This is a genomic window from Luteimonas fraxinea, from assembly GCF_021233355.1.
Taxonomy (GTDB): domain Bacteria; phylum Pseudomonadota; class Gammaproteobacteria; order Xanthomonadales; family Xanthomonadaceae; genus Luteimonas; species Luteimonas fraxinea.
Genome location: NZ_CP089507.1, coordinates 129,945 through 156,580, shown reverse-complemented (window position 1 = coordinate 156,580; position 26,636 = coordinate 129,945). Strand labels below are relative to the sequence as shown.

The following is a 26,636-nucleotide window of genomic DNA, read 5'->3' as shown; positions in this document are numbered from 1 at the left end:
ACCGGCCATGCCTTGCATGGTCTTCCGCCGGCCACGGTATCCTGCACGCCCCTCCCGCATCGACGGCCCACGCCGCCCATGACCGAATCCGCACCGCCACGTCCCCGTCGCCGCATCGGCAAGATCCTGCTGGGCGGGCTCGTGATCGTCGCGCTGCTGGCCGGTCTCACCGCCTGGTTCCTGCATGCGCGCTACAGCCGCTTCGCGGACGCGCCGCTGACTGGCCTGTCGACCGACGGCACGCTGGTGGTCGCACGCGGCGATTCGTTCCAGCGCGTGCTCGGTCGCCTGCGCGAGGCTGGTGCGGTGGAAGGGCACGAACTCGAATGGCGCCTGCTGGCGCACGAACTGGGCGCCGATGCGCGCATCCAGGTCGGCGAATATCCGCTCGACCCGGCCACCACGCCGCGCGATCTACTGGTACGCATGCGTGACGGCAAGGTCATCCATCACCGCTTCACCATCGTCGAAGGCTGGAACATCCGCGAGCTGCGCGCTGCACTCGGTCGCGCCACGCCGCTTGTGCAGACGCTGCAGGACATCGACGACGCCGCGCTGATGGACGCCCTCGGCAAGGCCGGCGTGCATCCCGAAGGCCGTTTCCTGCCCGAGACCTATCTCTACACCACCGGCGACAGCGACGTGGACCTGCTGCGCCGCGCGAATACCGCGCTGGAAGCCGCAGTCGAGCGCGCCTGGGAGTCGCGCGCGGACGGTCTGGAACTGCAGGACCGCGAGCAGGTGCTGGTGCTGGCCTCGATCATCGAGAAGGAAACCGGCATCGCTGAAGAGCGCCCGGCGATCTCCGGCGTGTTCAATCGCCGTCTGAAGATCGGCATGCGGCTGCAGACCGATCCGACCGTGATCTACGGAATGGGCACTGCCTACGACGGCAACATCCGTCGCAGCGATCTGCAGACCGACACGCCCTACAACACCTACACCCGCGACGGCCTGCCGCCGACGCCGATCGCGATGGCCGGTGCCGCCGCGATCCAGGCCGCGACGCATCCCGAAGACGGCGATGCGCTGTATTTCGTCGCGGTCGGCGACGGCAGCGGTCGCCATGTGTTCTCGCCGACCTACGCGGCGCACAACGTCGCGGTACGTGAGTACGTGCGCCGCTACCGTTCGAAGTTCGGCAGCGGCGACGCCAGCAGCGGCAATGCGGCCGAAGCAGCCGCGGGCGGTGAAGCCGCGCCGCCGAACGAGGTGGAAGTCGAAGCCGCCACGGGCGCAGCGGACGGCGACAAGTGAGCGCACTCCGTACGTTTCCGCGCTTCGTGACGATCGAAGGCGGCGAGGGCGCCGGCAAGACCACGGTGCTGCGCGCCCTGCGTGATGCGCTGGCGGCAGACGGCGATGAAGTGGTGTGCACGCGCGAGCCCGGCGGCACGCCGCTGGCCGAGCTGATCCGCGGCCTCTTGCTCGATCCCGGCCACGAACCCGCGCGCCCGGACACCGAACTGCTGCTGATGTTCGCGGCGCGTACCCAGCATGTGCAGGAGACGATCCTGCCCGCGCTCGAGCGCGGCGCCTGGGTGATCAGCGACCGCTTCACCGATTCCAGTTACGCCTATCAGGGCGGCGGCCGCGGCATCGATCCGGCGCGCATCGCCGCGCTCGAAACCGCGCACGTCGGCATCGCGCCTGCGATCACATTGCTTCTGGATCTGGGCGTGGCGCAGGGCCGCGAACGCGCGCGTGGCCGCGACGCGTTTCCGGACCGCATCGAGGCCGAACAGGACGCGTTCTTCGAGCGCGTGCGCAGCGCCTTCCTCGCGCGTGCACACGCCGAGCCGAACCGTATCCGCGTCATCGACGCGACCCGCAGCGCCGATGTCGTCGCCGCCGATGCGGTGCAGGCCCTGCGCGCGGCGCGGGCCGCGGCATGAGCGCGCAACCGGCATTCGCGCCGTGGCAGGCGCGCATCCATGACCAGGTGCGCAGCGCGCTCGACAGCGGCCGGCTCGGCCATGCGTTGCTGTTCTGCGGCCCGGCGCGTCTGGGCAAGCGCGCGGTCGCCGATGCACTGGCCGCGCACGTGCTCGGCCTCGATCGCGAAGTGCGCAGCGCGCAGCTGCTCGCGGCCGGCACGCATCCCGATTTCCACAGCGTCTCGTTCGTGCCGACCAAGGACGGCACCAAGCTGCGCACCGAGATCGTCATCGACCAGATCCGCGAGCTGTCGGCGAAGCTGTCGCTGACGCCGCAATACGGAAGCGCGCAGGTCGCGATCGTCGATCCCGCCGACGCGGTCAACACGTCCGCCTGCAACGCGCTGCTGAAGACGCTGGAAGAACCGCAGCCGGGGCGTCACCTGTGGCTGGTCGCAGCCAATCCGCTGCGCTTGCCGGCGACGATCCGCAGCCGTTGCCAGCGCATCGAGTTCCGCCTGCCGCCGCACGAGGAAGCGCTGGCCTGGCTTGCAGGGCGTGGCCATCGGGAGGTCGACGCGATCGAAGCGCTGGACGCCGCGCGCGGGCATCCGGGCCTCGCCGCCGAATGGCTCGACGGTGGCGGCATGGCGTTGCGTCGTGAGGTCGCCAAGGATCTCGCCGGTGTGGCGAAGGGTGATCTGCCGGTCGTCGCCACCGCGCAGCGCTGGGCGAGTGGCGACGATGCGTCCGAGCGCGTCGCGCATGCCGCCGATCTCGCACTCGCGCGTGCGTCCGGCTTGACCGATGTCACGGGAATCGGGAAGCTGGCCGCGTGGTTCGACGCTGCCAACCGCACCCGTGATCTGCTCAGGACCACGGTGCGCGCCGATCTCGCCATCGCCGAGCTGCTGCTGGCCTGGCGCGGCACTGTCGCCCGCAACTGACTTCTTCGCTGGAAACCGATCCATGAGCGCAACCGCTGCTGGGGCACGTCAGGGCATCCTTTCGCTCGCCGTCAAGGACAAGGCCGCGCTGTACAACGCGTACATGTCGTATCTCAAGCACGGCGGCATCTTCGTGCCGACGCCGAAGCGCTACTTCCTCGGCGATGAGGTGTTCCTGCTGCTGACGCTGCCCGAGTCCAGCGATCGCCTGCCGACCGCCGGCAAGGTGGTGTGGGTGACGCCAGCCGGCGCGCAGGGCAACCGCACCGCAGGTGTGGGCGTGCAGTTCGCCGATACGCCGGAAGGCGAGGCGGTCAAGAACCGGATCGAGACCTTGCTCGCCGGCACGCTGCAATCCGAGAAGTCGACCCACACGATGTAAGTCCGTCGCCCGCATCGCGCGGGCGACCTGTTGCGACGGATGCGCTCAGCGCGCGTCGTCGAGCATCGCGCGCAAGGCGGGATGCCGGATGTCCATGACATCGAACAGACCCGCTGCGCGCAGATACACCGCGCGGCGCAACAGCTCGTCTTCGTAACTGCGACGCAGGAGCTCGTCGTCCTCTTCTTCGATCGCCAGGCGCGCGAGTTCGGTGAACTCCTCGATCCAGCCCATCGCCGCGTAGGCATCCGGCACGGCCGGCTGCACCCGGGTCGGCGCGTGTCTCGACGGATTCGGAAGGGCATGCATGCGGGGAATCCTTCAGGTCAACTAAACCGGCTGGACGGTATAGTCTAGAATCTCCGCTCCTTCGTCAAGACGCGTGCCCATGACCACCCGCAAGCCCCGCAGCGACGCCCGCGCCCGCATCCTCGATGCGGCGCTCGCCGTGTCCGATCGCGTCGGTGCCGCGCACCTGACCCTCGACGCGGTGGCCGCGGAGGCGGGTGTCAGCAAGGGCGGCCTGCTGTACCACTTCGCGAGCAAGGACCTGCTGCTCAAGGGCGTGGTCGAGCACCACATGGATCAACACCATCGCGATCTGGAAATGGCGGAGACCATGTTCCCGGCCAATCCGGGCGGCTATCTGCAGGCCTTCGTGCATGCCCAGCGGCAGGGGCTCGAGGCCAAGCGGCTGCACGGCCCGAAGGCGACCCAGTCCTTCATCGCTGCGGCGGTCAACACGCCCGACCTGATGGATTCGCCGCGGCAGTACGCGGCCAAGCATGCGGGCCGCCTGCGCGAACTGGGCCCGGATTTCGTCGAAGCGCTGCTGGTCACGCTCGCGTTCGACGGCCTGTTCTTTGGCGACGCGTTTGAGATGCTCGACCTGACGGCCTCAGAGCGCGACGCGCTGATCGCCGCGCTGGAATCGCGCGCCGCGGGCTTGGCGACTCGGCACTCGGACTGAGCTTTTTTCTTAAGCGGATCGTCGCTGAAACGCGCGAACGCTACGGAAGCTGACGCGCAGCAGGCGGGATTCTTCAGACGCTGCGTATCCAACGACGCGAGCGCATAAGCGCATCGCTGCAGACGATCTACCCCCACATAGGCGCGACGTGCGTCGCGCCTGCGGATGCATCAGGCCGTACGCGGCACCGGCTGCAGCGCCGGATTGTCCCAGCCCGGACGCGGTGCGAAGCGGTCGCCGTGGCGTGCCTGCAAGGTGCGCAGGCGCTCGACGATGACGTCGGCGCCGGTTTCGCGGATGTACTGGATCGGACCACCACGGAACGGTGCGAAGCCGGTACCGAAGATCACGCCTGCATCGAGCAGATCCGCATCGGCGACCACGCCGTCGTGCAGCGCGGCGACGGCCTCGTTGAGCAACGGCAGGATCAGGCGGTCCTGCAGATCCTCCGGCGCCTTGTAGTCCTTCGGCAGTTCGGGCTTCTGCGCCTTGCCCTCGACCCAGGTGTAGAGACCCTGGCCGTCCTTCTTGCCGCGCTGGCCCGGTTCGGGCGGCGTGGCCAAGGAGGCGGGGATGCGCAGTCCGAGGAACGGTGCGAGTTCCTGGCCGACGCCGGAGGCGACATCCAGACCCACGGTGTCGATCAGTTCGATCGGGCCCATTGGCATGCCGAAGTCGACTGCAGCCTTGTCGATCGCCTTGCCCGGAATGCCTTCGGCGTAGGCGCTCGCGGCTTCGAGCATATAGGGGAACAGCAGGCGGTTGACCAAGAAGCCCGGCGTGCCAGCAACGGGAACGGGCAGCTTGTCGATGGCTTTGCAGAACGCGGCCAGACGCTGCGCGGTGACCTCGTCGACACCGTCGTGGTGGACGATTTCGACCAGCGGCATCGACGCGACCGGATTGAAGTAGTGCAGGCCGGCGAACTGGCCCGGGCGCTGCACGCCGGTGCACAGTTCGTCGAGCGGAATCGACGAGGTGTTCGTCGTCAGCAGCGCATCGGCCGGCAGACGCGGTTCGACATCGGCATAGAGGCTGCGCTTGGCCTCGGCATTCTCGACGATCGCCTCGATCACCAGATCGGCATCTGCAATGCCGTCGCCGGCGAGATCGGAGCGCAGGCGCGCAGCGACTTCGGGGCGCTTGGCGGGGTCCTTGACCTTCTTCTCGAACAGCGTCGCAGCGCGGGCCTGCGCCTTGTCGATGAACTGCTGCTCGCGGTCCTGCAGCGTGACGTCGAAGCCCTTGTAGGCCGACCACGCCGCGATGTCGCCGCCCATGACGCCGGCGCCGACCACGTGCACGCGCCGGATCGGTGCATGACCACTGGCGGCCTTGCCGCCGAGGCCCTTGAGGCGCTCCATCAGGAAGAACACGCGGGTGAGGTTGCGCGCGGTTGGCGTGCCGGCGAGCTTGACCACCGACTTGCGCTCTGCCGCCAGCAGGCTGCGCGTGTCGCCCGACGCGCGGCGCCAGGTTTCGATCATCGCGTAGGGCGCGGGGTAATGCTGCTTCTTCGCCTTGCGCGCGACCTGCTTGACCAGCACCGGTGCCAGCGCCTGACGCACTGGCCAGATGTTCGTCGCCCAACCCATGAAGCGCTGCTTGAACGGACGCGTCGTGCCCTTGCGCGCGAGTGCGATCGCCGCATCGACGAGCAGCGCCGGCTCGACCACCTTGTCGACCAGGCCGATGCTGCGCGCGGCCTTCGCCGACAACGCGCGACCGGTGAGCATCATGTCGAACGCGGCCGGCGCACCGACCAGTCGCGGCAGACGCACGCTGCCGCCCCAGCCCGGATAGATGCCGAGCTTCACTTCGGGCAGGCCGATCTTCGTCGAGGGATCGTCGCTGGCGACGCGGTAGTCGCAGGCCAGCGAAATTTCAGCGCCGCCGCCCATGCAGAAGCCGTGGATCGCGGCGACCGTGGGGCAGGGCAGCTCGGCCAGCCGCTGGAACGTCATCTGGCCGCGGCGGATCGAATCGCCGATCGTGCCCTTGGCGTCGAACGCCTGGAACTCGCGGATATCGGCGCCGGCGATGAAGCCCTTGGCCTTGGCCGAGCGGATGACCAGCGCCTTGGGCGGATCGAGCGCGAGGCGTTCGAGCAGGGCATCGAGTTCGATCAGCACGTCCTGGGCGAACGTATTGACCGATTCGTTTGCGCGGTCGAAGGACAGCACGAGCACACCGTCTTCCCGCGGCTCGGCTTGCCAATGACTGAAGCGAAGCCCGTCAAGGCCTGCAAACATACGGCACCATTCTTGAAGGTATGGGGGATCCGCCTATGATCCCGAGGTTGCTTCCACGCCGTCAAATCGGCGCTTGAAAGCGGCGTTTGAATCGATCGCCGCGTGCGGTGTCGAATGGAGGCGCCTCCACGACTTGCAGGGCGCAGGCGCCGCCCCAAGAACTGCAGCACGGTGACGCGGCGACGATGCCACACCGCCTGTGACGGAACTTTTCGCGCAGTGACCTGTCCTAACTACCCGAGCCAGGCCGGGTGTCCCTAAGGAGATCCGGCCGATGGTCGAAGAACACGACAGCCAGGAGCGGATTCAACTGGACGAGGAACTGGTCAAGCGGGTGCAGGCGGGCGACACCGCGGCGTTCGATCTTCTGGTACGCAAATACCAGCATCGGATCGCGGCGTTGATCGGGCGCTATGTGTCCGACTGGAGCGAAGTGCAGGACGTCGCCCAGGAAACCTTCATCCGCGCGTATCGCGCGTTGGGGAACTTCCGCGGCGATGCGCAGTTCTATACCTGGCTGCACCGGATTGCGGTCAACACCGCGAAGAACTATCTGGTGGCGCACAACCGCCGGCCCCCGACCGACGACATCGACATCGAGGACGCCGAGCATTTTGAAAGCGGTATCCGCTTGCGTGACAGCGATACGCCCGAGCGCGAACTGATGCGTCAGCAGCTGGAACAAACGGTGATGCGCGCGGTCGAAGCACTGCCCGAAGAACTCCGGGTCGCGATCAACCTGCGCGAGGTCGATGGCTTGAGCTACGACGAGATCGCCGAACGCATGGGCTGCCCGATCGGCACCGTCCGCTCCCGGATCTTCCGGGCGCGCGAAGCGATCGATCGCGAATTGCGACCTTTGATGGACAACGAAAGACAAGTGGAGCGCGTGACCCGATGAACACTGCCGACGACATCGATACCCTGCAGATCGGCCCGGACCCCGACAAGCTCGAGCGGTTCCACCGCCAGCAGCTGTCGACGATGCTCGATGGCGAGCTGTCGCAGGACCAGGCGCGTTTCCTGCGCCGCCGGCTCGAACACGATGCGGAACTGTCCGGCTGCTTCGAGCGCTGGCAGGTCTGCGGCGACGTACTGCGGGGCCGTCAGGTCTCGCTGCTGCCGCCCGATTTCGCCGACCGCATCGCGCGTGGCATCGCCGCAGGCGATGTGGTGATCGCGCCGGTCACGTCAGCGAAGCGCCCGCGTTTTCTGCGTTGGGGCGGTGGTGCCGCGCTGGCGGCATCGGTTGCACTGGTCGCGCTGTTCGTCGGCCGTCCGGGCGCGTCCTTCGACGATACGGACGATGTTCTGCCGATGGTCGCCGACGCCGCGCCTATCGCGCCGGCGATCCCCAGTGCCCATGACGCCACCGCGGATGCGTCCGCGCTCGTGGCGGCATCGCCGCTCGAAGCCACCGCTGCGGTGGCCGGCGCCGCCGCACTGGCAGTGGCTGAAGTGCCGCGTCGCGGCAACGGCGATCGCGCCTCGCGCGGCCAGTCGCAGCGCGCCGCATTGCGCAATACGCAGACGCGCCAAGTGTCGGAGGCGCGTATGGTCGCGTCCGCTGCGCCGCCGCGGCCTGCGGTGTCGAACGATGCCGCTGCGGCGCGTGCGCTGGCGTCCACATCGGCGATCGCGACCGGCTTGCCGGAAGCGCCTGCCGTGTCGCGTCCTTGGCCGAAGGCGTCTTCGCTGTCGGCCAACAGCAGCTTCTCGGTGCGCTATGGCGATGCGTTCGCCGCACCGTCGTGGGATGCGCCGCAGGCGTCGGGCAGCCACGTGCTGCCGAGCTTCCCGGTCGATCCCGCCGATGCCGCACGCCCGCAGCTGCGCGCGGTGCCCTGAGTCGTATCGGCACGCCTTCTGACCCAGTGCGCGGCCACGCGGTGGCCGCGACATCGTGTCGCAACGCATATCCCCCTCAGAGTCCGTCATGTCCTCGATGAAGAAATCCCTGCTCGCGGTGTCGCTCGTCGCCGTGCTTTCCGCCGGCACCACCGCGTTCCTCCTGCCAAACGCCACCGCCCAGTCCGGCGCGCAGACGCCGGCCGATGCGGCGGCCAGCGTGTCGTCGACGCCTGAAGCACCGCTGGTCTCGGGTCTGCCCGATTTCACGCGTCTGGTCGAGCGCGTAGCGCCGGCTGTGGTCAGCATCGAATCGACGATCGGCGCGCGACAGACGCGCGGCCAGCAGATGCCTGACGACGCGCAGATCCCCGAGATCTTCCGCCGCTTCTTCGGCCCCGGTTTCGAAATGCCGGGCGGTCCGGGTGGTCCCGGTCGTGGCGGCAGCGCGCCGCGCGGCACCTCGATGGGCACCGGTTTCATCATCTCGGCCGATGGCTATCTGCTGACCAACCACCACGTCGTCGACGGCGCGGAAGAGGTCAAGGTGCGGTTGTCGGACCGTCGCGAGTTCACAGCCAAGGTCGTCGGCAGTGATGCCGAATCCGACGTCGCGGTCCTGAAGATCGACGCGACCGGCCTGCCGACGCTGCGCTTCGGTAACGGCGCAAGCGTCAAGCCCGGCCAGTGGGCGGTCGCGATCGGCTCGCCCTTCGGTTTCGAGCAGTCGGTAACCGCCGGCATCGTCAGCGCCGTGGCGCGCGCCAACCAGTACGCCGACCAGCGCTATGTGCCTTTCATCCAGACCGACGTGCCGATCAACCAGGGCAACTCGGGCGGTCCGCTGCTCAACGTGGCGGGCGAGGTGATCGGCATCAACTCGCAGATCTTCAGCAACTCCGGCGGCTACATGGGTGTGAGTTTCGCGATTCCGATCGATCTGGCGGCCAATGTCGCCGAGCAGATCAAGAAGACCGGCAGCGTGCAGCGCGGCTCGCTCGGCGTGCAGGTCTCCAATGTGACGTCCGAAGTCGCAGCCGGTTTCAAGCTGCCCGACACCAAGGGTGCACTGGTGCAGGAAGTGCTGCCGGGCAGTCCCGCCCAGCGTGCCGGCATCGAGCCGGGTGACGTGATCCGTGCGGTCGACGGCACCGAGATCATCGCGTCGAGCGAATTGCCGCCGCTGGTGGGTGGCAAGACGCCGGGCACCAAGGTGCGCATGAGCATCCTGCGCGAAGGCCGCACGCGCGATTTCGAGGTCACGTTGACGGCGCTCGATTCGGCGACGGCGGGCGCGACCACGCGGGGCGAGCCGGCGCCGGCGTCCGCATCGTCTGCGAGCGGCAATCCGCTCGGTATCACCGGCCGCGATCTCGACGCCGCCCAGCGGCGCCAGTTCGGGCTCGCCGGCGATGAGGGTGTCCTCGTCGCCAGCGCCGGCCGTGGCGCGGCGGCGAATGCCGGAATCGCGCAGGGTGACGTGATCCTGCGTGTCGGCCGCACGCCGGTGGGCAGCGCGGCCGCGCTCGACCGGGCGCTGCAGAGCGTCAAGCCCGGCGACACGGTGATGTTGCTGGTCCGCGGACGCAGCGGCGCGACCCAGTACCGCGCGATCACCTTGTCGGAGACCGCAGAGCGCTGATCAATCGCGTCATTGCGACACCGACGGCCCGCGCACTCCGCGGGCCGTTTTCGTATGCGCGCCGGTCGTTGCGGTGAACGGCGCACCCGGCCCGATCCGCCGACCGCGTGCGACGCAGGCGCTGTGCGATAATCGCCCGTTACCTTTTCGACGACGGCCCGGCCGCCGCCCAATGACCCACGATCCGATGCGGAACATCCGCAACTTCTCCATCATCGCCCACGTCGACCACGGCAAGTCGACGCTCGCCGATCGCATCATCCAGATCTGTGGCGGCCTCCAGGCGCGCGAAATGGAAGCGCAGGTGCTCGACTCGAACCCGATCGAGCGCGAGCGCGGCATCACGATCAAGGCGCAGTCGGTCTCGCTGCCGTACAAGGCGCGCGACGGGCAGACCTACCATCTGAACTTCATCGACACGCCCGGCCACGTCGACTTCTCCTACGAGGTCAGCCGCTCGCTGGCGGCGTGCGAAGGCGCGTTGCTGGTCGTCGACGCGGCGCAGGGCGTGGAAGCGCAGTCGGTCGCCAACTGCTACACGGCGATCGAGCAGGGGCTGGAAGTGATCCCGGTGCTCAACAAGATCGATCTGCCGACGGCCGACATCGAAAAAGCCAAGGCCGAGATCGAAGCGGTGATCGGCATCGACGCCGAAGACGCGGTCGCGGTGAGCGCCAAGACAGGCCTCAACGTGGAAGAGGTGCTCGAGGCGATCGTGCATCGCATCCCGCCACCGAAGCCGCGCGATACCGATCGCCTGCAGGCGCTGATCATCGACTCCTGGTTCGACAACTACCTCGGCGTGGTGTCGCTCGTGCGCGTGATGCAGGGTGAGATCACGCCCAAGACCAAGATCCTGGTGATGTCGACCGGGCGTACGCACGACGTCGACAAGGTCGGCGTGTTCACGCCCAAGCGCAAGGAACTGCCGGCGCTGCGCGCGGGCGAAGTGGGCTGGATCACCGCGTCGATCAAGGACGTGCACGGCGCGCCGGTCGGCGACACGCTGACCCTCGCCGCGAAGCCCGCCGACAAGCCGCTGGCCGGCTTCCAGGAAATGCAGCCGCGCGTGTTCGCGGGTCTGTTCCCGGTCAATGCCGAGGACTATCCGGACCTGCGCGAAGCGCTGGACAAGCTGCGCCTCAATGACGCCGCGCTGCGCTTCGAACCTGAAAGTTCGGAAGCGATGGGCTTCGGCTTCCGGTGCGGCTTCCTCGGCATGCTGCACATGGAAATCGTGCAGGAGCGCTTGGAGCGCGAGTACGACCTTGACCTGATCAGCACCGCGCCGACGGTGATCTACGAGGTGCTCAAGACCGACGGCGAAGTGATGCCGCTCGACAATCCGGCCAAGCTGCCGCCGGCGAACCTGATCCAGGAAGTGCGCGAGCCGATCATCCGCGCCAACATCCTGACGCCCGAGGCCTACATCGGCGCGATCATCAAGCTGTGCGAAGACAAGCGCGGCGCGCAGATCGGCATCCAGTACCTCGCCAGTCAGGTGCAGATCAGCTACGAGCTGCCGATGGCCGAAGTGGTGCTCGACTTCTTCGACAAGCTGAAATCCGCCAGCCGTGGCTACGCCTCGCTGGACTACCACTTCGTGCGGTTCGACGCCGGTCCGTTCGTGCGCGTGGATACGCTGATCAATGGCGACAAAGTGGATGCGCTGTCGTTGATCGTGCATCGCAGCCACGCCGATCGCCGTGGCCGCGAGCTGACCGAGAAGATGAAGGAACTGATTCCGCGCCAGCAGTTCGACGTGGCGATCCAGGCCGCGATCGGCGCGCAGGTCATCGCCCGCACGACGGTCAAGGCGCTGCGCAAGAACGTGCTGGCCAAGTGCTACGGCGGCGACATCTCGCGCAAGAAGAAGCTTCTGGAAAAGCAGAAGGAAGGCAAGAAGCGCATGAAGCAGGTCGGCCGCGTGGAGATCCCGCAGGAAGCCTTCCTGGCGGTGCTGAGCACGTCGCGCGAGTCCTGATTCGTGTTTTCATAGCGGCGGCCCAGCGCGGCCGTCCGATCCCGTGTCCGAGGATGCTGCATGAAATGGTTTGAGACCGCCCTGGTCGTGCTGACGCTGCTCACCGGCGTCATCTGGCTGCTCGACAAGCTGGTGCTGGCCAAGGCGCGCGCGCGACGCGCCGGACTGCTCGAGGAAAAGGAACCGATCGTCGTCGATTACGCGAAGGCGTTCTTCCCGGTGCTGTTCGTCGTGCTGATCCTGCGCAGCTTCGTCTCGGAGCCGTTCCGCATTCCGTCTAGTTCGATGATGCCGACACTGCTGATCGGCGATTTCATCCTGGTCAACAAGTTCGCCTACGGCATCCGTCTGCCGATTACGAACAAGAAGATCATCGACATCGGCGAGCCCGTGCGTGGCGACGTGGTGGTGTTCCGCCCGCCGCAGCATCCCGACCAGGATTGGATCAAGCGTGTGATCGGTCTACCTGGCGACACGGTCGAGTTCCGCGACAACCAAGTCTTCGTCAACGGCACGCCATTCGAGTACCAGCGCGTCGGTACCTACGAGGGCGTGGGCCGTGGCGCGGAGATGACCGGCGCCTCGCTCATGACCGAGCAGATGCCGGACCGCAGCCACCAGATCCTGCACATCGACCAGGCCGCGCCGTTCCATCTGGGTGAGGGCACGTTCCACGTGCCGCAGGGCCATTATTTCGTCATGGGCGACAACCGCGACCGCAGCGATGACGGGCGCTTCTGGGGTACGCTTCCCGAGACCCAACTGCGCGGCAAGGCGTTCCTGATCTGGATGAACGTCGACACGGCTGCGCCGGGATGGGTCGACTGGGGAAGGATCGGTCAGGGCATCAAGTGACCAACGGCATCGGCTCGAGGGGACGTCCATGAAACGCACGCAACGCGGCATCACCCTGCTTGGATTCATCATCGTCCTGGCAGTCGTCGGCTTCTTTGCCTATGTCGGCATGAAGCTGTTTCCGATGTATTCGGAGTACTACAGCGTCAAGACCGCGCTCAAGGGACTGGCCAGCGAGCCGGGCACCGCCGCGTCCGATCCGGCCCGTATCCAGGACCTGTTCTTCCGCCGGCTGTACATCAGCTACTCGGAGAACGTGAAGCCCGAGAACGTGAAGATCCGCCGCGCCGACAACGGCTGGCAGATGGACGTGCAGTACGAAGTGCGTCGTCCGCTGGTCTTCAATCTCGACGTCGTGGGCAAGTTCCACGCGACGCAGACGCTGACCCGCGGTGGCGACGGAATTTGACCGTCAGCAGGGTCGGTTCGCCGGGCACGTCTTCCGTGATCCCGAGCTGCTGATCCAGGCGCTGACACATCGCAGTGCCGGCGCCCCGCACAACGAACGTCTGGAGTTCCTCGGCGACGCCGTGCTCGGCGCGCTGGTCGCCGAGTCGCTATACGCCCGCTGGCCGAATGCCGACGAAGGCACGTTGACCCGTGCCCGCGCGGAACTGGTGCGCGAGTCCTCGCTGGCCGCAGTCGCGCGCGAACTCGAGCTCGGCGCGCGGCTGGTACTGGGCGCGGGTGAACTCAAGTCCGGCGGTCATCGGCGCGATTCGATCCTGTCCGATGCGCTCGAAGCGGTGATCGCCGCGATCTATCTCGACGCGGGCCTCGACACCTGCCGCGAAGTGGTGCTGCCCCTCTTCGAGAAGACCATGGTCGCGCTGGCCAGTGGCCGCGTCGCCAAGGACGCCAAGACCCGTCTGCAGGAATGGCTGCAGGGGCGGCAGAAGGCGTTGCCGGTCTACGAACTGCTGTCGGAAAGTGGCGAGGAACATGCCAAGACCTTCCTCGTACGCTGCGCGCTCAACGACGCCAGCGTCGCTGCCGAAGGACAGGGCAGTTCGCGCCGTGCGGCCGAGCAGCAGGCCGCGGAAGCGGTGATGGGCCTGCTCGAAAGTCCGGGCTGAGCAGCCCGTAACGCCAGCCGAAGCGGTTTCCGCGTCGCGCCACCGGCATTTCCGTAGAATGCGGACATGACCGAACCCCACACCACGCCCCACCATGCCGGCTATGTCGCCGTCATTGGCCGACCCAACGTCGGCAAGTCCACCCTGGTCAACGCCCTCGTCGGCGCCAAGGTGAGCATCGTCTCCAACCGTCCGCAGACCACGCGCCATCGTCTGCTCGGCATCGCGACGTTCCCGGAAGGCCAGCTGCTGCTGGTCGACACCCCCGGCATCCATCACGAGCAGAAGCGCGCGATGAACCGGATCATGAACCGCGCGGCGCGCGGCGCGCTGGAAGGCGTCGATGTGGCCCTGCTGGTCGTCGTCGCCGGTCGCTGGGACGACGAGGACAGCCTGGCCTTCGATGCGCTGCACGAGGCCGGTGTGCCGGTGGTGCTGGTCGTCAATCAGGTCGACAAGATCAAGGACAAGACCCTGCTGCTGCCGTATCTGCAGAAGGTCACCGAAGGCCGTGACTTCGCCGGCGTCGTGCCGCTGTCGGCGCTCAAGCGCAAGGGGCTGGAGCAGCTGAAGTCGACCGTGCTCCCGCTCGTGCCGGAGCAGGACGCGCTGTTCGGCGAGGACGAGATCACCGACAAAAGCCAGCGCTTCCTGGCCGGTGAACTGGTGCGCGAGCAGCTGATGCGCCAGCTCGGCAACGAGCTGCCGTACGCGACCACGGTCGAGATCGAAAGCTTCGTGCTCGACGGCCGGATGCTGCGCATCGGTGCGGTGATCTGGGTGGAGCGCGAAGGCCAGAAGGCGATCGTCATCGGCAAGGCCGGCAGCCGGCTCAAGGACATGAGCACCAAGGCGCGCATGGGCATGGAGCGCCTGTTCGACGCCAAGGTGTTCCTGGAAACCTGGGTGCGCGTGCGTGAGGGCTGGTCCGACGACGAGGCCGCACTCAAGGCACTCGGCTACGGCGAATAAGAGACGCGCACGCATGAGCGAAGCCATCGACAGCGCCGACCGTCTGCACGGGCACTGCCTGTGCGACGGCGTCACGCTCAGCGTGCCGGCGACGGCGCACGCCGTGCACGCCTGCCACTGCGGCGCCTGTCGTCGCTGGCACGGCGGTCCGGCGATGGTGCTGCAGGCCGGCGACGATCTGCGCATCGAAACCGGCGATGCGCTGGTGCGCGCGTTCGCGTCATCGGAGTGGGCCGAGCGGGCGTTCTGCAGCACCTGTGGGAGCAGTCTGTACTTCTGCACGCCCGGTGACGGTCAGCATTACGTCGCTGCCGGTCTGTTCGATGCGATTCCCTGCGCGCGTTTCGAGGCCGAAATCTTCATTGACGCCAGGCCGGACTGGTATGCGCTCGCCGGTTCGGACGAGCAATTGACCGGCGAGGCGTTCCTGGCCCGTATCGGCGCCGGCTGACGCAGCCCGCGGGCCGACCGTGCGCATCGAGGATCAGCCCGCATTCGTGCTGCATGCACGACCGTGGCGCGAGACCAGTCTTCTGGTCGAGGTGCTGACCCTGGATCACGGCCGCCTGGGCCTGGTCGCGCGTGGCGTGCAGGGGCCGAAGAAGCACGTGCTCCGCGCCGCGCTGCAGCCGCTGCAGCACATCCGCCTGACCGCCGTGCTGCGCGGCGAACTCGCTCAGCTGCATTCCGCCGAAGCGCTCGATGCCGCGCCCCGGCTCACCGGCGACGCGATGCTCGCCGGCTTCTACATCAACGAACTGGTGTTGCGGCTCGCACCGCGACAGGATCCCGCGCCCGAACTCTACGAGGCATTCGCGAATGTGCGGCTGCGGCTGGCGCTCGACGGACTGGCGTGGACCCTGCGCCGGTTCGAGCGCGATCTGCTCGATGCGATCGGCCTGGGCTTCGCGTTCGATACCGATGGCGACGGCAACGAGATCGAACCGGCGGCGCGGTATCGACTCGATCCCGAACATGGTCCGCGTCGTCTGCAGCGCGATGGCGAAGCGGCGGATCGCAGCGCCGCGGCTACCGGGCATGCGCTGCTGGCGCTGGCCGCCGATATCGCGCCTGAGGCTGCCGACATGGCCAGCCTGCGGCGCGCACTCCGTGCGGTGCTGTCGCATCACCTCGGCCCGCGTGGGCTGAAATCCTGGGAACTGGCCGCGAACCTGTCGCGGCGCTGAGCCTCAAGCGTTCGCCAGCGCGTTCGCGCTCGTGCGGGTGGCGTCGAGTGTGTCGAGGAACGCCTTCAGCGCGCTCGCCGATGTCGGATCGACATGGAGCACGCGTGCCGCCAGTCCGAGGCGTTCGGCGCCGACGAAGCCGCAACCCGCACGCAGGCGGTGCAGATCGCCACGGACCGCAGTCCCGTCGCCGGCCGTGGAGGCGGCGGCGATGCGTGCACGCGTGCCGTCGAGCTCGCCGACGAACAGCTCGCGCAGGCCGCGCACGTTGCGACTGTCTCCGCCGACCGCGGCCAGCGCGGTTTCGCCATTCCACAGCGGCGCCTCGCCACTGCGGCGGGCGTCGGGCAGCGGCATCAGCGGCGCTGGGCGTGCACCCGAACGTCGCACCAGCACGCGCCGGATCGCGCCCCGCCAGACATCGGCGGCCACCGGCTTGCTGACCGCGATGTCGAAGCCCTCGGCGCGCAGGGCGTCGAGTTCCCGGCGTTCGCGCGCGGCGGTGTGGGCAATCGCAGGCGTCGTCCGGCCGTCCGCACGCAGGCGGGCGAGCAGAGCGCCGCCGGTGCCGTCGGGCAGGTTGGCGTCGATCAGCCAGGCGTCGTAGGCGTTTACTGTGGCCAGTGCGTAGGCGGCTTCCACCGAGTCGGCAATATCGACTTCGGCGGGCAGTGCGGCACTTGCGGCTTGCAGAAAACTGCGGCTTGTGGGGTCGTCCTCGACCAGCAGCAATCGATTCATCGCGTCCTCGATGTCACGGGTATCCTGCGGCGATGCCGCGCCCCGTTCTGTCGATCCTACCCCTGTTTCTCGCCTGTGTGCCGATTGCGGTGCAGGCGCAGTCGATCCAGGCCCGGATTTCGAAGGTGGAAGCGGCCGGTGCGACCCTGCATGACGTGCGCCTGACGCTGGACTGGCCGTCCACGGCGCCGGATGGCCAGCTGCGTCTCCGCGCTGGCGATATCGACGCCGGTGCGCTGGGGTGGCGCTTCGAGAATGTCGACTGGCGCTGCCCGCTGCGCCGCGAGACCTTGGGCGACGACACCCGCTGGCGCTGCGACGGCCCGCTGCGCACCGGCCGGGGCGCGCCGTTGCAGCTGTCGCTGGTGCTGGATGCCGCCACCACGACAGCCGCGCTGTCGGGCGGTGGCGCGCGTGTCGGCCTATCGCGCAACGCGGCGGCGCCCGATGCCACACGCATTGACCTGCGACGCGTGCCGGCGGCCTGGGTCGATGCGCTGGTCCGCGCGGGCTGGAGCTCCGCGCGGTTGACCGGCGGCACGCTGGACGGTGACGTCCGGATCGCGACGCCGGCTGGCCGGCCGATGCGTGTGGACGCGGACCTCGCGATCGCGGGACTGGCCCTCGAAACCGAAGACGGCAGCGTCGCCGCCGGCGATGTCGATGGCGATCTCAAAGTGCGTCTGACGTTTCCTGATGACGCATTGCAGGCGCGCGTCGAAGGCAGCCTGCTCGGCGGCGAGCTGCTGTTCGGTAACGCCTATGTATCGCTGCCGGAGACGCCGGTCGGTGTCGGCGTGGACATGACCCGTGTCGGCGACGGCGACTGGACGCTGCCTCGGCTGCAGTGGCGCGACGGCGATACCCTGCACGTCGACGGCCATGCACGCCTGACGCCGGACTTCGACATCGGTGCACTCGCGCTCACACTGGCCAGCGACGACACCACGGCGCTGCCGGCCCGCTATCTGTCCGGTTGGCTGGGCCCGGCCGGCGTGCCGGGTCTGTCGCTGTCGGGCGGCTTCCGTGCCGGGCTCGAACTGGACGGCGCGACGCTGCGCAGCGCCTACATCGCGCTGCGCCGGCTCGACATCGGCGACGCCGGCGGCCGCTTCCGGCTCGATCGTCTCGACGGCGCGGTGCGCTACTCGGCGTCGGCTCCTGTGCGTAGCGCCTTCGCCTGGCGTGGGGGTGCGCTGTACGGCATGCCCTTCGATGCGGCGGCGTGGAGCCTGGAAAGCGGCGCCGGCCTGTTGCGCCTGCGCGAGCCGGTGGCGTTCTCGTTCCTCGGGGGCGAGATCGGCTTCGAATCGTTGCAGCTGCAGCCGCCCGCTGGCGACACCGGCCTGCGCATGCAGACCGAACTGCGGCTCGATGCACTCGATATCGGCGTGCTGGCGAAGTCGCTCGACTGGCCTGCCTTCGAAGGCACGCTTGCCGGTCGCATCCCGACGGTGCGTTATGCCGACAACCGCATCGATTTCGATGGCGGCCTGTCGATGGAACTGTTCGACGGTCGTATCGACGTGTCGTCGTTGGCGATCGAGCGGCCGTTCGGCGTGCTGCCGACGGTTACCGGCGATCTCGCGTTGTCGGCGCTCGATCTGCATGCGCTGACCGGTGTGTTCGGCTTCGGCAGCATCGAGGGCAAGCTGCACGGGCGCATCGACGGACTGCGACTGGTCGACTGGAATGCGACCGCCTTCGATGCGGAATTGCACACCGAGGCCGCGCGCGGCGTGCGCCAGCGCATCAGCCAGCGCGCGGTGCAGGACATCTCCAGCGTCGGCGACGCCTCGTTCGTGACCACGTTGCAGGGCAGGGCGATCGCGCTGTTCGACGACTTCGGCTATCGCGGGATCGGCATCTCGTGCCGCCTGCGCAACGCCGTCTGCCGGATGGGCGGCCTGCGTTCAGAGGGCAACGCCTTTACTATCGTCGAAGGTGCCGGCCTGCCGCGGCTCGATGTCGTGGGATTCAATCGCGACGTCGACTGGCCCACATTGGTCGAGCGTCTGGCGGCCGCCGCAGGTGGTGATGTCGCGCCGGTGATCGAATGACCGGCGCCCCGAATTTCTGACAGGAGAGTGTCGATGGCGCGTTGGATGGGTTTGCCGGCCGTGGCCGCACTGGCGTTGACCGCCTGCGTGACGATCAATGTGTATTTTCCCGCCGCCGAAGCAAAGGAAGCGGCGCGCGAGTTCGTCGAGAACGTGATCGGCGACCAGGCGCCTGCCACCGACACGCCACCTGCGACCGTGCCCGGCGGCGGCATGGCGCAGACGTCGACGCGCTTCGACCCGTGGATGCTGATCGGCATCGGCAGCGCGCAGGCGCAGACGCCCGACATCAGCATTCGCACGCCCGCTATCCAGGCGATCCAGGCGCGCATGGAGCAGCGCTTCAACGGCACGCTGCGTCCGCATTTCGATTCCGGCGCGCTGGGTTTCGGCGGCAATGGCTCGATCGTCGTGCGCGATGCCTCACAGCTCCCGATCAAGGACCGCGTCGCGGTGAACTCGGCTGTCGCCGACGACAACCGCGACCGCCAGGCGGTGTACCGCGAGATCGCGGTCGCGAACGGACACCCCGAGTGGGAATCGCAGATCCGCGACGTGTTCGCGCGGCAGTGGATTTCGAGCGCACGCGCCGGCTGGTGGTACCAGCAGGGCGGGAGCTGGACGCAGAAGTAACGCGCATCGTGGATGCAAGCGGAGGCCGCCTGCGGGCGGCCTTTTGCGTTCCGGGCCGGGCAGCCCGCGCGCCGCTTCTGCGACAATACGCGGCCCTTCTGCCCGCAGCCTTCGCCACGTGGCCCGTAAACGTCTCGATCAGACCCCTTTCGAGGTCGATGTCCTCAATCTCACTCACGACGGCCGTGGCGTCGCCCGATTGCCCGATGGCAAGGCGCTGTTCGTCACCGGCGCGCTGCCGGGTGAGCGGGTCTTCGCCCAGCGCTTCGCGCGTTCGCGCAGTTTCGACGAGGCGGTGACGCTCGACGTCCTGCGCGCGTCCGAACATCGCATCACGCCGCGCTGCCCGCATTTCGGTACCTGCGGCGGCTGCGTGCTGCAGCATCTCGATGCCGAGCAGCAGATCATCGCCAAGGACCGCGTGCTGCGCGAGAATTTCGAGCGCATCGGTCATGTCACGCCGAAACGCTGGATGGCGCCGCTGGTCGATCACGCCTGGGGCTACCGCCGCAAGGGCCGGTTCTCGGTGAAGCGCGTGGAGAAGAAGGAGAAGACGCTGGTGGGCTTTCGCGAGCGCGATCCGCGCTTCGTCGCCGAGTTGCAGGAATGCCACACGGTGATCGAGCCGATCGCCGCGATCATTCCAGCGCTGGCGCAGCTCATCGACGGCATGGAAGCGCGCAGCACGATCCCGCAGATCGAGTTCATCGCGGGCGATCCGCGTCCCGAGTTCGATGGCATCGCGCTGGTGTTCCGCCACCTGCAGCCGCTGATCGAATCCGATGTGGCGGCGCTGCTCGCGTTCGGGCAGCAGCACCGCATGGCGATCTTCCTGCAGCCCGGCGGCAACGACAGCGTGCATGCGCTGTGGCCGGACGCGCCCGCACTGTCGTTCCGTCTCGAGGACTGGGACATCGAACTGAAGTTCCGGCCGCTGGATTTCATCCAGGTCAATGCGGGCCTCAACCGCACGATGATCGCGCGCACGCTCGAGCTGCTCGACGTGCAGCCCGAAGACCGCGTGCTCGACCTGTTCTGCGGACTCGGCAATTTCACCCTGCCGCTGGCGCGCCGCGTGCGCGAGGTGGTCGGCGTGGAAGGCGAGGCCGGACTGGTGGCGCGGGCGAAGGAAAACGCGGCGCACAACGGGCTGGCGAACGCGCAGTTCCACGCCGCCGATCTGATCCAGGACCAGCGCAGCGCATCCTGGATGCGTCAGGGTTTCGACAAATTGCTACTCGATCCCCCGCGCTCCGGCGCGATCGACGTGCTGCGCCAGCTGCCGTTAGAGCGCTTCAAGCGCATCGTCTACGTCAGCTGCCATCCGGCTTCGCTGGCGCGCGATGCGGGCTATCTGGTCAACGAACGCGGCTGGACGCTGGCCGACGCCGGGGTCATGGACATGTTTCCGCAGACCGCGCACGTCGAATCCATCGCCCTGTTCGAGAAGCGCTGAGGACCGGATGGGTATCGAGATCGAACGCAAGTTCCTCGTCGCAAGCGACGCCTGGCGCGCCGCTGCGCATGCGGTCGTGCCGATGGCCCAGGGCTATCTCAACGATGCGGCGTCGATCGCCAGCGGCGCGCAGAACGCGTCGGTGCGCGTGCGCATCGAGGGCGATGTCGCCTTCCTCAACATCAAGTCGCGCGAGGCAGGCACCACGCGGCAGGAGTTCGAACTGCCGCTGCCGGTCGACGACGCGCAGGCGCTGCTGAAGCTGTGTGTCGGCGGCCTGGTCGAGAAGCGCCGACACCTCGTGCGTCATGGCGCGCATTTGTGGGAAGTCGACGAATTCCTCGGCGACAACGCCGGGCTCGTGGTGGCCGAGATCGAGCTGGACGCCGCCGACGAAGTCTTCGCACATCCCGACTGGCTCGGCGCCGAGGTCACTGCGCACCAGCGCTATTTCAACCTCGCGCTCGCGGCGCGGCCGTTCTCGCGCTGGGACGCTGCGGAACGCGGCTGAGGTCTCCGCGCGCACGCATCGGGTGCATGATCCGCGCATGAGAATCGACATCTGGTCCGACGTGGTCTGCCCCTGGTGCTGGATCGGCAAGCGCCGGCTGCAGGCCGGTATCGAACTGCTGGGCGATGACGCGCCGGCGTTCGAGATCCACTGGCATCCCTATCAGCTTGACCCGGATGCCGACGCCACACCGGTGCCGTTGCGCGAGGTGTATGCGAAGAAGTTCGGCGGCGCCGAGCGCACCGCGCAGATGCTGGCGCAGACGCAGGCCACCGCACGCGCCGAGGGCCTGCCCTTCGATTTCGATCGCGACCAGGTCCGGGTCACGACGCTGCCGGCGCATCGCCTGCTGATGCTGGCCGCACGCGAGGGCGATGCCGATGCGGTAGGCGAGGCGCTGTTTCACGCGCATTTTGCCGAAGGCCGCAATCTCGCCGATCCAGAGGTGCTCGTCGCAGCTGGCGCTGCCGGCGGTCTGGACGCCAAGCGCGTTCTCGCGATGATCGACAACAAAGAGTTCGACGCCGAGGTCCGTGCGGAGATCGCGCAGGCACAGGCGATGGGCATCCGCGCCGTGCCGACGTTCGTCATCGACGGGCGATTGGCGGTGCAGGGCGCGCAAACGCCCGACGCGATGGCCGATGCATTGCGCCAGGCGTTGGGCAGCGCTGCGCCGAGCGCTGCGTCCGCGCCTGCGTGCGGCCCGTCGGGCTGCGACTGAACACGCCGCGCCGCCTGACGGCACGCGCGGCCGCATCTGCGACAATGCCCGTCCGCGCCATGGGGCGTGTTCGATGGAGAGGTCCGCAATGCTCGTGATCGGCGTCGCCGGCACCGAACTCACCGCGCAGGAGCGCGACTGGCTGCAGCACGATGCCTGCGCTGGCGTGATCCTGTTCAAGCGCAACTTCGCCTCGCGCGCGCAGATCGCCGAGTTGTCGGCCGCGATCCGCGATGCCGCGCCGCGTCCGCAGCTGGTCTGTGTGGACCAGGAAGGCGGCCGCGTGCAGCGCTTCCAGGACGGCTATTCCGAGTTGCCGTCGCTGGCCGGTTTCGGCGCGCAGTACCTCGCCGATCCGGATGCCGCGATGGCGGCCTCGCGCGCGCATGCGCGGTTGATGGCGCAGGAAGTGCGCGCCAGTGGTGTCGACCTGAGCTTCGCGCCGGTGGTCGATGTCGGTCACGGCAATCTCGCGATCGGCGATCGCGCGTTTTCCGAAGATCCTCGAATCGTCGCCGCGCTCACGAGCGCCTACGTCGAAGGCATGCACGAGGCCGGCATGGCGGCGACGCTCAAGCATTTCCCGGGTCACGGCTCGGTGCGCGAGGACACGCATTTCGACGATGCCGTCGACAACCGCAGTCTCGACGCCATCCGCGCGCACGATCTGGTGCCGTTCGTCGCCGGTATCGATGCCGGCGCCGATGCGGTGATGCTCGCGCACGTGGTCTACCCGCAGGTCGCGCCGGAACCTGCCGGCTATTCGCCGCTGTGGATCAACACGATCCTGCGCGAGCAGATGGGCTTCCGCGGCGTGGTGTTCTCCGATGACATCGGCATGGCCGCGGCATTCTCTGCTGGCGGCATCAAGGCGCGGGTCGACGCACACCTCGACGCCGGTTGCGATGTCGTCCTTGTCTGTCATCCCGAACTGGTCGCCGAATCGTTGGCCGCAGTCGAAGGCCGCACTCTCAACACCATGGCGCTGACCGGCCTGATCGGACGCGGTCCGCTCGGCTGGGACGGCGCGCTCGCCGGTGACGCGTCCACCCCCCGCACCGGAGACATCGCATGAACGTCCCACGCCTCGACGACGTGATCGACACCGCCGACCTGCTGTTCGACCGCGATGCGCTCGAAGACGCCATCGAATCGATGGCCGAAGAGATCGCCGACGAATACGGCGACGACGACGTGCCGCCGGTGTACATCACGATCATGCACGGCGGCATGCCGTTCGCTACGCAGCTCGCGTTCGCGATCGGCGAGAACGAAGTCGACCTCGAGTTCGACTATCTGCACGCCACCCGCTACCGCGGCAACACCACCGGCTCGGGCCTCGCCTGGCTGCACCGCCCCGCGACCCCGCTGCAGGGACGCCGCGTGCTGCTGGTCGACGACATCCTCGACGAAGGCCACACCCTGAAGGCTGTGCGCCAGTGGGTCGAAGACCAGGGTGCGGCCGACGTCCGCGTGGCCGTACTCGCGGTCAAGGTGCACGACCGCGGCGTGGACGGTGTCGAAGCCGATTACGTCGGCGTGGAAGTGCCGGATCGTTATGTGTTCGGTTATGGCATGGATTTCCACGAGCAGGGGCGGAATCTGCCCGGGATCTACGCGCTCGCGGAGTGATTCCGTTCCCGGTGTTGCCTGCCGTGACGCTTTGGGCGAATTGGCAGGCTTCCGGGTGAGTGTTGCGGCGTCGCGCAGGCGGCTTCAGATGCGTTTCGCCCCAATCGGCCCACCCGCGCGTCCGGCTGCCGTTTCAAGGCGCGTCATCGGACAATAGCGAACCGCTCCCGTCCCCATCGCGAGAAACCCTCATGCACCTCGACATCGACCTCGCCGTCATCGGCGGCACCGGCCTCTACCAGCTGGCCGACCTGCAGGACGTGGAGCCGCATCAGCCGGTCACGCGCTATGGCGCGCTGTCGGGGCCGGTGCGGGTGGGCACGCTCGACGGCAAGCGGGTGGCGTTTCTGGCGCGGCATGGTGAGGGGCACTCGGTGCCGCCGCACCGGGTGAATTACCGGGCCAATCTGTCGGCGCTGCAGGCGCTGGGCGCGACGCGGGTGCTGGCGCTCAATACCGTCGGTGGCATCACCGAGCGCTTCGGGCCGCGCGTGCTGGCGTGTCCGGACCAGTTGATCGATTACACCTGGGGTCGCGTGTCGACCTATTGCGAGGAAGAGGGGACCGACGTGCTGCACGTGGACTTCGGCGATCCCTACACGCCGACGCTGCGCAGGCGCGTGCTCGATGCGGCAGCAGCGGCTGGCGTGACGCTGGTCGATGGCGGCTGCTACGGCGCGACACAGGGTCCGCGGCTGGAGACGCGCGCGGAGATCGCGCGCATGCGCCGCGATGGTTGCGATCTGGTCGGCATGACCGGCATGCCGGAAGCCGGGCTCGCGCGTGAGCTCGGGCTCGACTACGCGTGTCTGGCGATCGTCGCGAACTGGGCGGCCGGTGCAGGCCCGCAGGTCGACGAGGTGATCACGTTCGAGGACGTGCTCGACAATGTGGCGGCGGCTTCTTCGGGAATTCCGCAACTGCTACGCGCGATGCTGGCGGTCTGATCGAAGGTCAAAAAAAAAAGCCCCGCGGAAGCGGGGCTTTTCCATTGATCAGCGCGTGACCGGCGACCAGCGCAGCGCCAGGCCGTACTCGCGACCGGGCTGGTAGTACCAGTTCACGGTCTCGTAGTTCTTGTCGAGCACGTTGGTCGCGCGGGCTTCCAGCGTCCAGTCGGGGTTGAACGCCCACGCGGCGCGCAGGTCCAGCGTGCCGTGGCCGGCGACGCGCACCGTATTGGCGGCGTTGTCGTAGCGGCTGCTGCTGGCGCGCAGCGTGGTGCCGACACGGAACTCGCCGAAGCTGCGGTCGATGTCGAGACGTCCGCTGTTGCGCGCGCGACGGGCGAGCAGATTGCCGTTGTTAGCATTGTTGCTGCGGTCGCGCGGATCGACGTGGCTCAGTTCGGTCGACAGATCGAAGCCCGCCAGCGTGGTCGCGAACGTCAGCTCGGCGCCGCGGATGCGCGCTTCCTGGATGTTCTGCGGCACGAAGTTGCGGTCGAGGAAGATCAGATCATCGACGCGGCTTTCGAACACGTTGATCGACCAGTTCCACGCATCGGCGTACTGGGACAGGCCGAGATTGGCCGTCTTTGCGCGCTCGGGCTCGAGATCCGGATTGCCGCTGCCGAACGGGAAATACAGATCGTTGAACGTCGGCGCCTTGAAGCTGGTCGCGGCGCTGGCGTTGAGGCGCAGCCCGTGGTCGAGGTCGAGGCCCCAGCCGAGGCTGCCGGTGGTGTGGCCGCCGAACTGTTCGTTGTCGTCGTGACGCACGCCGGCCTGCACGCGGTGTGCGCCGAAACGCGCCGTGTAATCGGAGAACACGGCGAAGTTGTTGCGCGAGGTCGACGCATAGTCGGTGTCGCTCTCGACGTTGTCGGACATCCAGTCGAAGCCGAGCGAGAAGCGCTGGGTCGGCGCCAGACCGAAATCGGCCTGTACCGAAGCGGTGTCGCGACGCGTGTCGATCTGGCCGACATCGACGCGTGTGCCGGCATCGATGTCGCGGAAGTAGGTCGTCGACTCGTCGTAGTTGCGGCCGGCCCGCGCGGTCAGCGTGACGACGTCCGACGGTGCATAGGTCAGCTTGCCGCCGGCGACCTGCTGCACGTTGTCGGCCTCGTTGCCGCCGAACACGCTGCCGTCGTACTCGTTGAAGGCTTCGGCGCGCAGGGCGTTGGCTTCGAACGTGAGTCCTTCCGCAAGCTCCACGCCGCCACGCAGGTTGAGCGAACGGTTGCGGTAGCCGTCACGGTCGGGCTCTTCGACGCCGCAGCCGCCAAAGGGAACGCTGGAACCACGGCAGCTGTCGATGCCGTCGGTGCGCTGGAACGCGGCATCGACACCGAACCAGCCGCGGCCGGCGCGGCCACCGATGCCCGCGCTGGCTTCGCGCAGGTCGTGGCTGCCCACGCCGATGCGTGCGTGCGGGCTGATCGCGCCGGTGTTGCGACGGGTGAAGATCTGGATGACACCGCCGATGGCTTCCGATCCGTACAGGCTCGAGCGCGGGCCGCGGACGATTTCGACACGCTCGATCTGGTCGACCGGAATGTCCTGGAATGCGGCCAGGCCAGCGGTCGCCGAGCCGATGCGCACGCCGTCAACCAGCACCAGCACGTGATCGGATTCGCTGCCGCGCATGAAGATCGAGGTTAGCTTGCCGGGACCACCGGAGTTGCCGATCTGGATGCCGGCGCGGCCGCGCAGCAGTTCGGGCAGATCACGTGCCTGGGTGCGTTCGATCTCGGCGCGGTCGATGACCTGGGCCGGCACGATGGTGTCGCCGAGCGTGCTTTCGCCACGGTTGGCGGTGACGAGCACGGTGTCGAGATCGCGCGCATCGGCGGCGGTCGCGGCAGCGGCGAATGGCGAAGCGAGAGCGGCGACGATCGCCACGGTCAGAGTACGGAACGGCATTGCAGTCTCCTTGTCGCGTGCGC

General features: G+C 67.9%; 27 protein-coding genes. 23 read left to right on the top strand and 4 right to left on the bottom strand.

Annotated elements, in window-relative coordinates; all coding sequences use genetic code 11:
- The first annotated feature begins 78 nt into the window (after positions 1-78).
- The 4 genes from mltG to LU699_RS00720 are packed head-to-tail and all read left to right on the top strand — an operon-like array spanning position 79 to position 3,206.
- Positions 79-1,257 carry an endolytic transglycosylase MltG gene (mltG, locus tag LU699_RS00735; protein ID WP_232134851.1) on the top strand — a complete coding sequence of 393 codons (1,179 nt, stop codon included), beginning with the start codon at positions 79-81 and terminating at the stop codon, positions 1,255-1,257.
- A complete protein-coding gene (gene tmk, locus LU699_RS00730; protein WP_232134853.1) occupies positions 1,254-1,895 on the top strand; it encodes a dTMP kinase in 642 nt (213 codons plus the stop codon). The genes mltG and tmk overlap by 4 nt, the downstream gene beginning before the upstream one ends.
- Positions 1,892-2,824 (top strand): DNA polymerase III subunit delta', encoded by a 933-nt coding sequence (locus LU699_RS00725; RefSeq protein ID WP_232134854.1) that lies wholly within the window; start codon positions 1,892-1,894, stop codon positions 2,822-2,824. The genes tmk and LU699_RS00725 overlap by 4 nt, the downstream gene beginning before the upstream one ends.
- Before the next feature lie 22 nt (positions 2,825-2,846).
- Positions 2,847-3,206 carry a PilZ domain-containing protein gene (locus LU699_RS00720; RefSeq protein WP_232134856.1) on the top strand — a complete coding sequence of 120 codons (360 nt, stop codon included), beginning with the start codon at positions 2,847-2,849 and terminating at the stop codon, positions 3,204-3,206.
- Positions 3,207-3,251: 45 nt separating this feature from the next.
- On the opposite strand, the gene LU699_RS00715 is transcribed toward LU699_RS00720, so the two are convergent.
- Entirely contained in the window at positions 3,252-3,515 is a 264-nt protein-coding gene (locus LU699_RS00715) for a hypothetical protein (RefSeq protein ID WP_232149208.1), read from the bottom strand.
- Between the two features lie 79 nt (positions 3,516-3,594).
- Between LU699_RS00715 and LU699_RS00710 the strand changes: the two genes are divergently transcribed.
- Positions 3,595-4,176: a TetR/AcrR family transcriptional regulator gene (locus tag LU699_RS00710; RefSeq protein WP_232134861.1), complete on the top strand. Its 582-nt coding sequence runs from the start codon at positions 3,595-3,597 to the stop codon at positions 4,174-4,176.
- 170 nt (positions 4,177-4,346) lie between these two features.
- Here the strand turns inward: LU699_RS00710 and LU699_RS00705 are convergent, their stop codons facing one another.
- Complete coding sequence (locus LU699_RS00705; RefSeq protein WP_232134863.1) at positions 4,347-6,428, bottom strand: 3-hydroxyacyl-CoA dehydrogenase NAD-binding domain-containing protein; 2,082 nt, start codon at positions 6,426-6,428, stop codon at positions 4,347-4,349.
- Between the two features lie 274 nt (positions 6,429-6,702).
- On the opposite strand from LU699_RS00705, the gene rpoE reads away from it, so the two are divergent.
- The 10 genes from rpoE (at position 6,703) to recO (ending at position 15,992) form a co-directional block, all read left to right on the top strand.
- Positions 6,703-7,329, top strand: a complete 627-nt coding sequence (rpoE, locus tag LU699_RS00700; RefSeq protein WP_232134865.1) for an RNA polymerase sigma factor RpoE — start codon at positions 6,703-6,705, stop codon at positions 7,327-7,329.
- Positions 7,326-8,276, top strand: coding sequence for a sigma-E factor negative regulatory protein (locus LU699_RS00695; RefSeq protein WP_232134867.1), 951 nt, complete (start codon positions 7,326-7,328; stop codon positions 8,274-8,276). The genes rpoE and LU699_RS00695 overlap by 4 nt, the downstream gene beginning before the upstream one ends.
- 97 nt (positions 8,277-8,373) lie before the next feature.
- A complete protein-coding gene (locus LU699_RS00690) occupies positions 8,374-9,918 on the top strand; it encodes a Do family serine endopeptidase (protein ID WP_425491093.1) in 1,545 nt (514 codons plus the stop codon).
- 187 nt (positions 9,919-10,105) lie between these two features.
- On the top strand, positions 10,106-11,902 hold the full coding sequence (lepA, locus tag LU699_RS00685; RefSeq protein ID WP_232136144.1) for a translation elongation factor 4: 1,797 nt from the start codon (positions 10,106-10,108) through the stop codon (positions 11,900-11,902).
- 60 nt (positions 11,903-11,962) lie between these two features.
- Positions 11,963-12,757 carry a signal peptidase I gene (gene lepB / locus LU699_RS00680; RefSeq protein WP_232134869.1) on the top strand — a complete coding sequence of 265 codons (795 nt, stop codon included), beginning with the start codon at positions 11,963-11,965 and terminating at the stop codon, positions 12,755-12,757.
- 28 nt (positions 12,758-12,785) lie between these two features.
- Positions 12,786-13,166: a DUF4845 domain-containing protein gene (locus LU699_RS00675; protein ID WP_232134871.1), complete on the top strand. Its 381-nt coding sequence runs from the start codon at positions 12,786-12,788 to the stop codon at positions 13,164-13,166.
- Positions 13,150-13,833, top strand: coding sequence for a ribonuclease III (rnc, locus tag LU699_RS00670; protein ID WP_232134872.1), 684 nt, complete (start codon positions 13,150-13,152; stop codon positions 13,831-13,833). Before LU699_RS00675 ends, rnc begins: the two co-directional genes overlap by 17 nt.
- 66 nt (positions 13,834-13,899) lie before the next feature.
- Positions 13,900-14,805 (top strand): GTPase Era, encoded by a 906-nt coding sequence (gene era, locus LU699_RS00665; RefSeq protein ID WP_232134874.1) that lies wholly within the window; start codon positions 13,900-13,902, stop codon positions 14,803-14,805.
- Between the two features lie 13 nt (positions 14,806-14,818).
- On the top strand, positions 14,819-15,256 hold the full coding sequence (locus LU699_RS00660; protein WP_232134877.1) for a GFA family protein: 438 nt from the start codon (positions 14,819-14,821) through the stop codon (positions 15,254-15,256).
- Positions 15,257-15,275: 19 nt separating this feature from the next.
- Positions 15,276-15,992, top strand: a complete 717-nt coding sequence (recO, locus tag LU699_RS00655; protein ID WP_232134878.1) for a DNA repair protein RecO — start codon at positions 15,276-15,278, stop codon at positions 15,990-15,992.
- Positions 15,993-15,995: 3 nt separating this feature from the next.
- Here recO and LU699_RS00650 read toward each other — a convergent pair whose 3' ends face one another.
- Complete coding sequence (locus tag LU699_RS00650) at positions 15,996-16,733, bottom strand: response regulator (RefSeq protein ID WP_232134880.1); 738 nt, start codon at positions 16,731-16,733, stop codon at positions 15,996-15,998.
- Between the two features lie 32 nt (positions 16,734-16,765).
- Here LU699_RS00650 and LU699_RS00645 point away from each other — a divergent pair, with 32 nt between their 5' ends.
- The 8 genes from LU699_RS00645 (at position 16,766) to LU699_RS00610 (ending at position 24,693) form a co-directional block, all read left to right on the top strand.
- Positions 16,766-18,793, top strand: a complete 2,028-nt coding sequence (locus LU699_RS00645) for a hypothetical protein (RefSeq protein ID WP_232134883.1) — start codon at positions 16,766-16,768, stop codon at positions 18,791-18,793.
- A 33-nt stretch (positions 18,794-18,826) separates the two neighbouring features.
- Positions 18,827-19,426: a YdbL family probable chaperone protein gene (locus LU699_RS00640; protein WP_232134885.1), complete on the top strand. Its 600-nt coding sequence runs from the start codon at positions 18,827-18,829 to the stop codon at positions 19,424-19,426.
- Positions 19,427-19,544: 118 nt separating this feature from the next.
- Complete coding sequence (rlmD, locus tag LU699_RS00635) at positions 19,545-20,882, top strand: 23S rRNA (uracil(1939)-C(5))-methyltransferase RlmD (protein WP_232134887.1); 1,338 nt, start codon at positions 19,545-19,547, stop codon at positions 20,880-20,882.
- A gap of 7 nt (positions 20,883-20,889) precedes the next feature.
- On the top strand, positions 20,890-21,393 hold the full coding sequence (locus LU699_RS00630) for a CYTH domain-containing protein (protein WP_232134888.1): 504 nt from the start codon (positions 20,890-20,892) through the stop codon (positions 21,391-21,393).
- A gap of 37 nt (positions 21,394-21,430) precedes the next feature.
- Positions 21,431-22,114 (top strand): DsbA family oxidoreductase, encoded by a 684-nt coding sequence (locus LU699_RS00625; protein WP_232134891.1) that lies wholly within the window; start codon positions 21,431-21,433, stop codon positions 22,112-22,114.
- Positions 22,115-22,202: 88 nt separating this feature from the next.
- On the top strand, positions 22,203-23,189 hold the full coding sequence (gene nagZ, locus LU699_RS00620) for a beta-N-acetylhexosaminidase (RefSeq protein WP_232134893.1): 987 nt from the start codon (positions 22,203-22,205) through the stop codon (positions 23,187-23,189).
- Positions 23,186-23,746: a hypoxanthine-guanine phosphoribosyltransferase gene (locus LU699_RS00615; protein ID WP_232134895.1), complete on the top strand. Its 561-nt coding sequence runs from the start codon at positions 23,186-23,188 to the stop codon at positions 23,744-23,746. Before nagZ ends, LU699_RS00615 begins: the two co-directional genes overlap by 4 nt.
- 191 nt (positions 23,747-23,937) lie before the next feature.
- Positions 23,938-24,693 carry an S-methyl-5'-thioinosine phosphorylase gene (locus LU699_RS00610; protein WP_232134897.1) on the top strand — a complete coding sequence of 252 codons (756 nt, stop codon included), beginning with the start codon at positions 23,938-23,940 and terminating at the stop codon, positions 24,691-24,693.
- A gap of 48 nt (positions 24,694-24,741) precedes the next feature.
- Here LU699_RS00610 and btuB read toward each other — a convergent pair whose 3' ends face one another.
- A complete protein-coding gene (gene btuB / locus LU699_RS00605) occupies positions 24,742-26,613 on the bottom strand; it encodes a TonB-dependent vitamin B12 receptor (RefSeq protein WP_232134899.1) in 1,872 nt (623 codons plus the stop codon).
- Positions 26,614-26,636 lie beyond the last annotated feature (23 nt).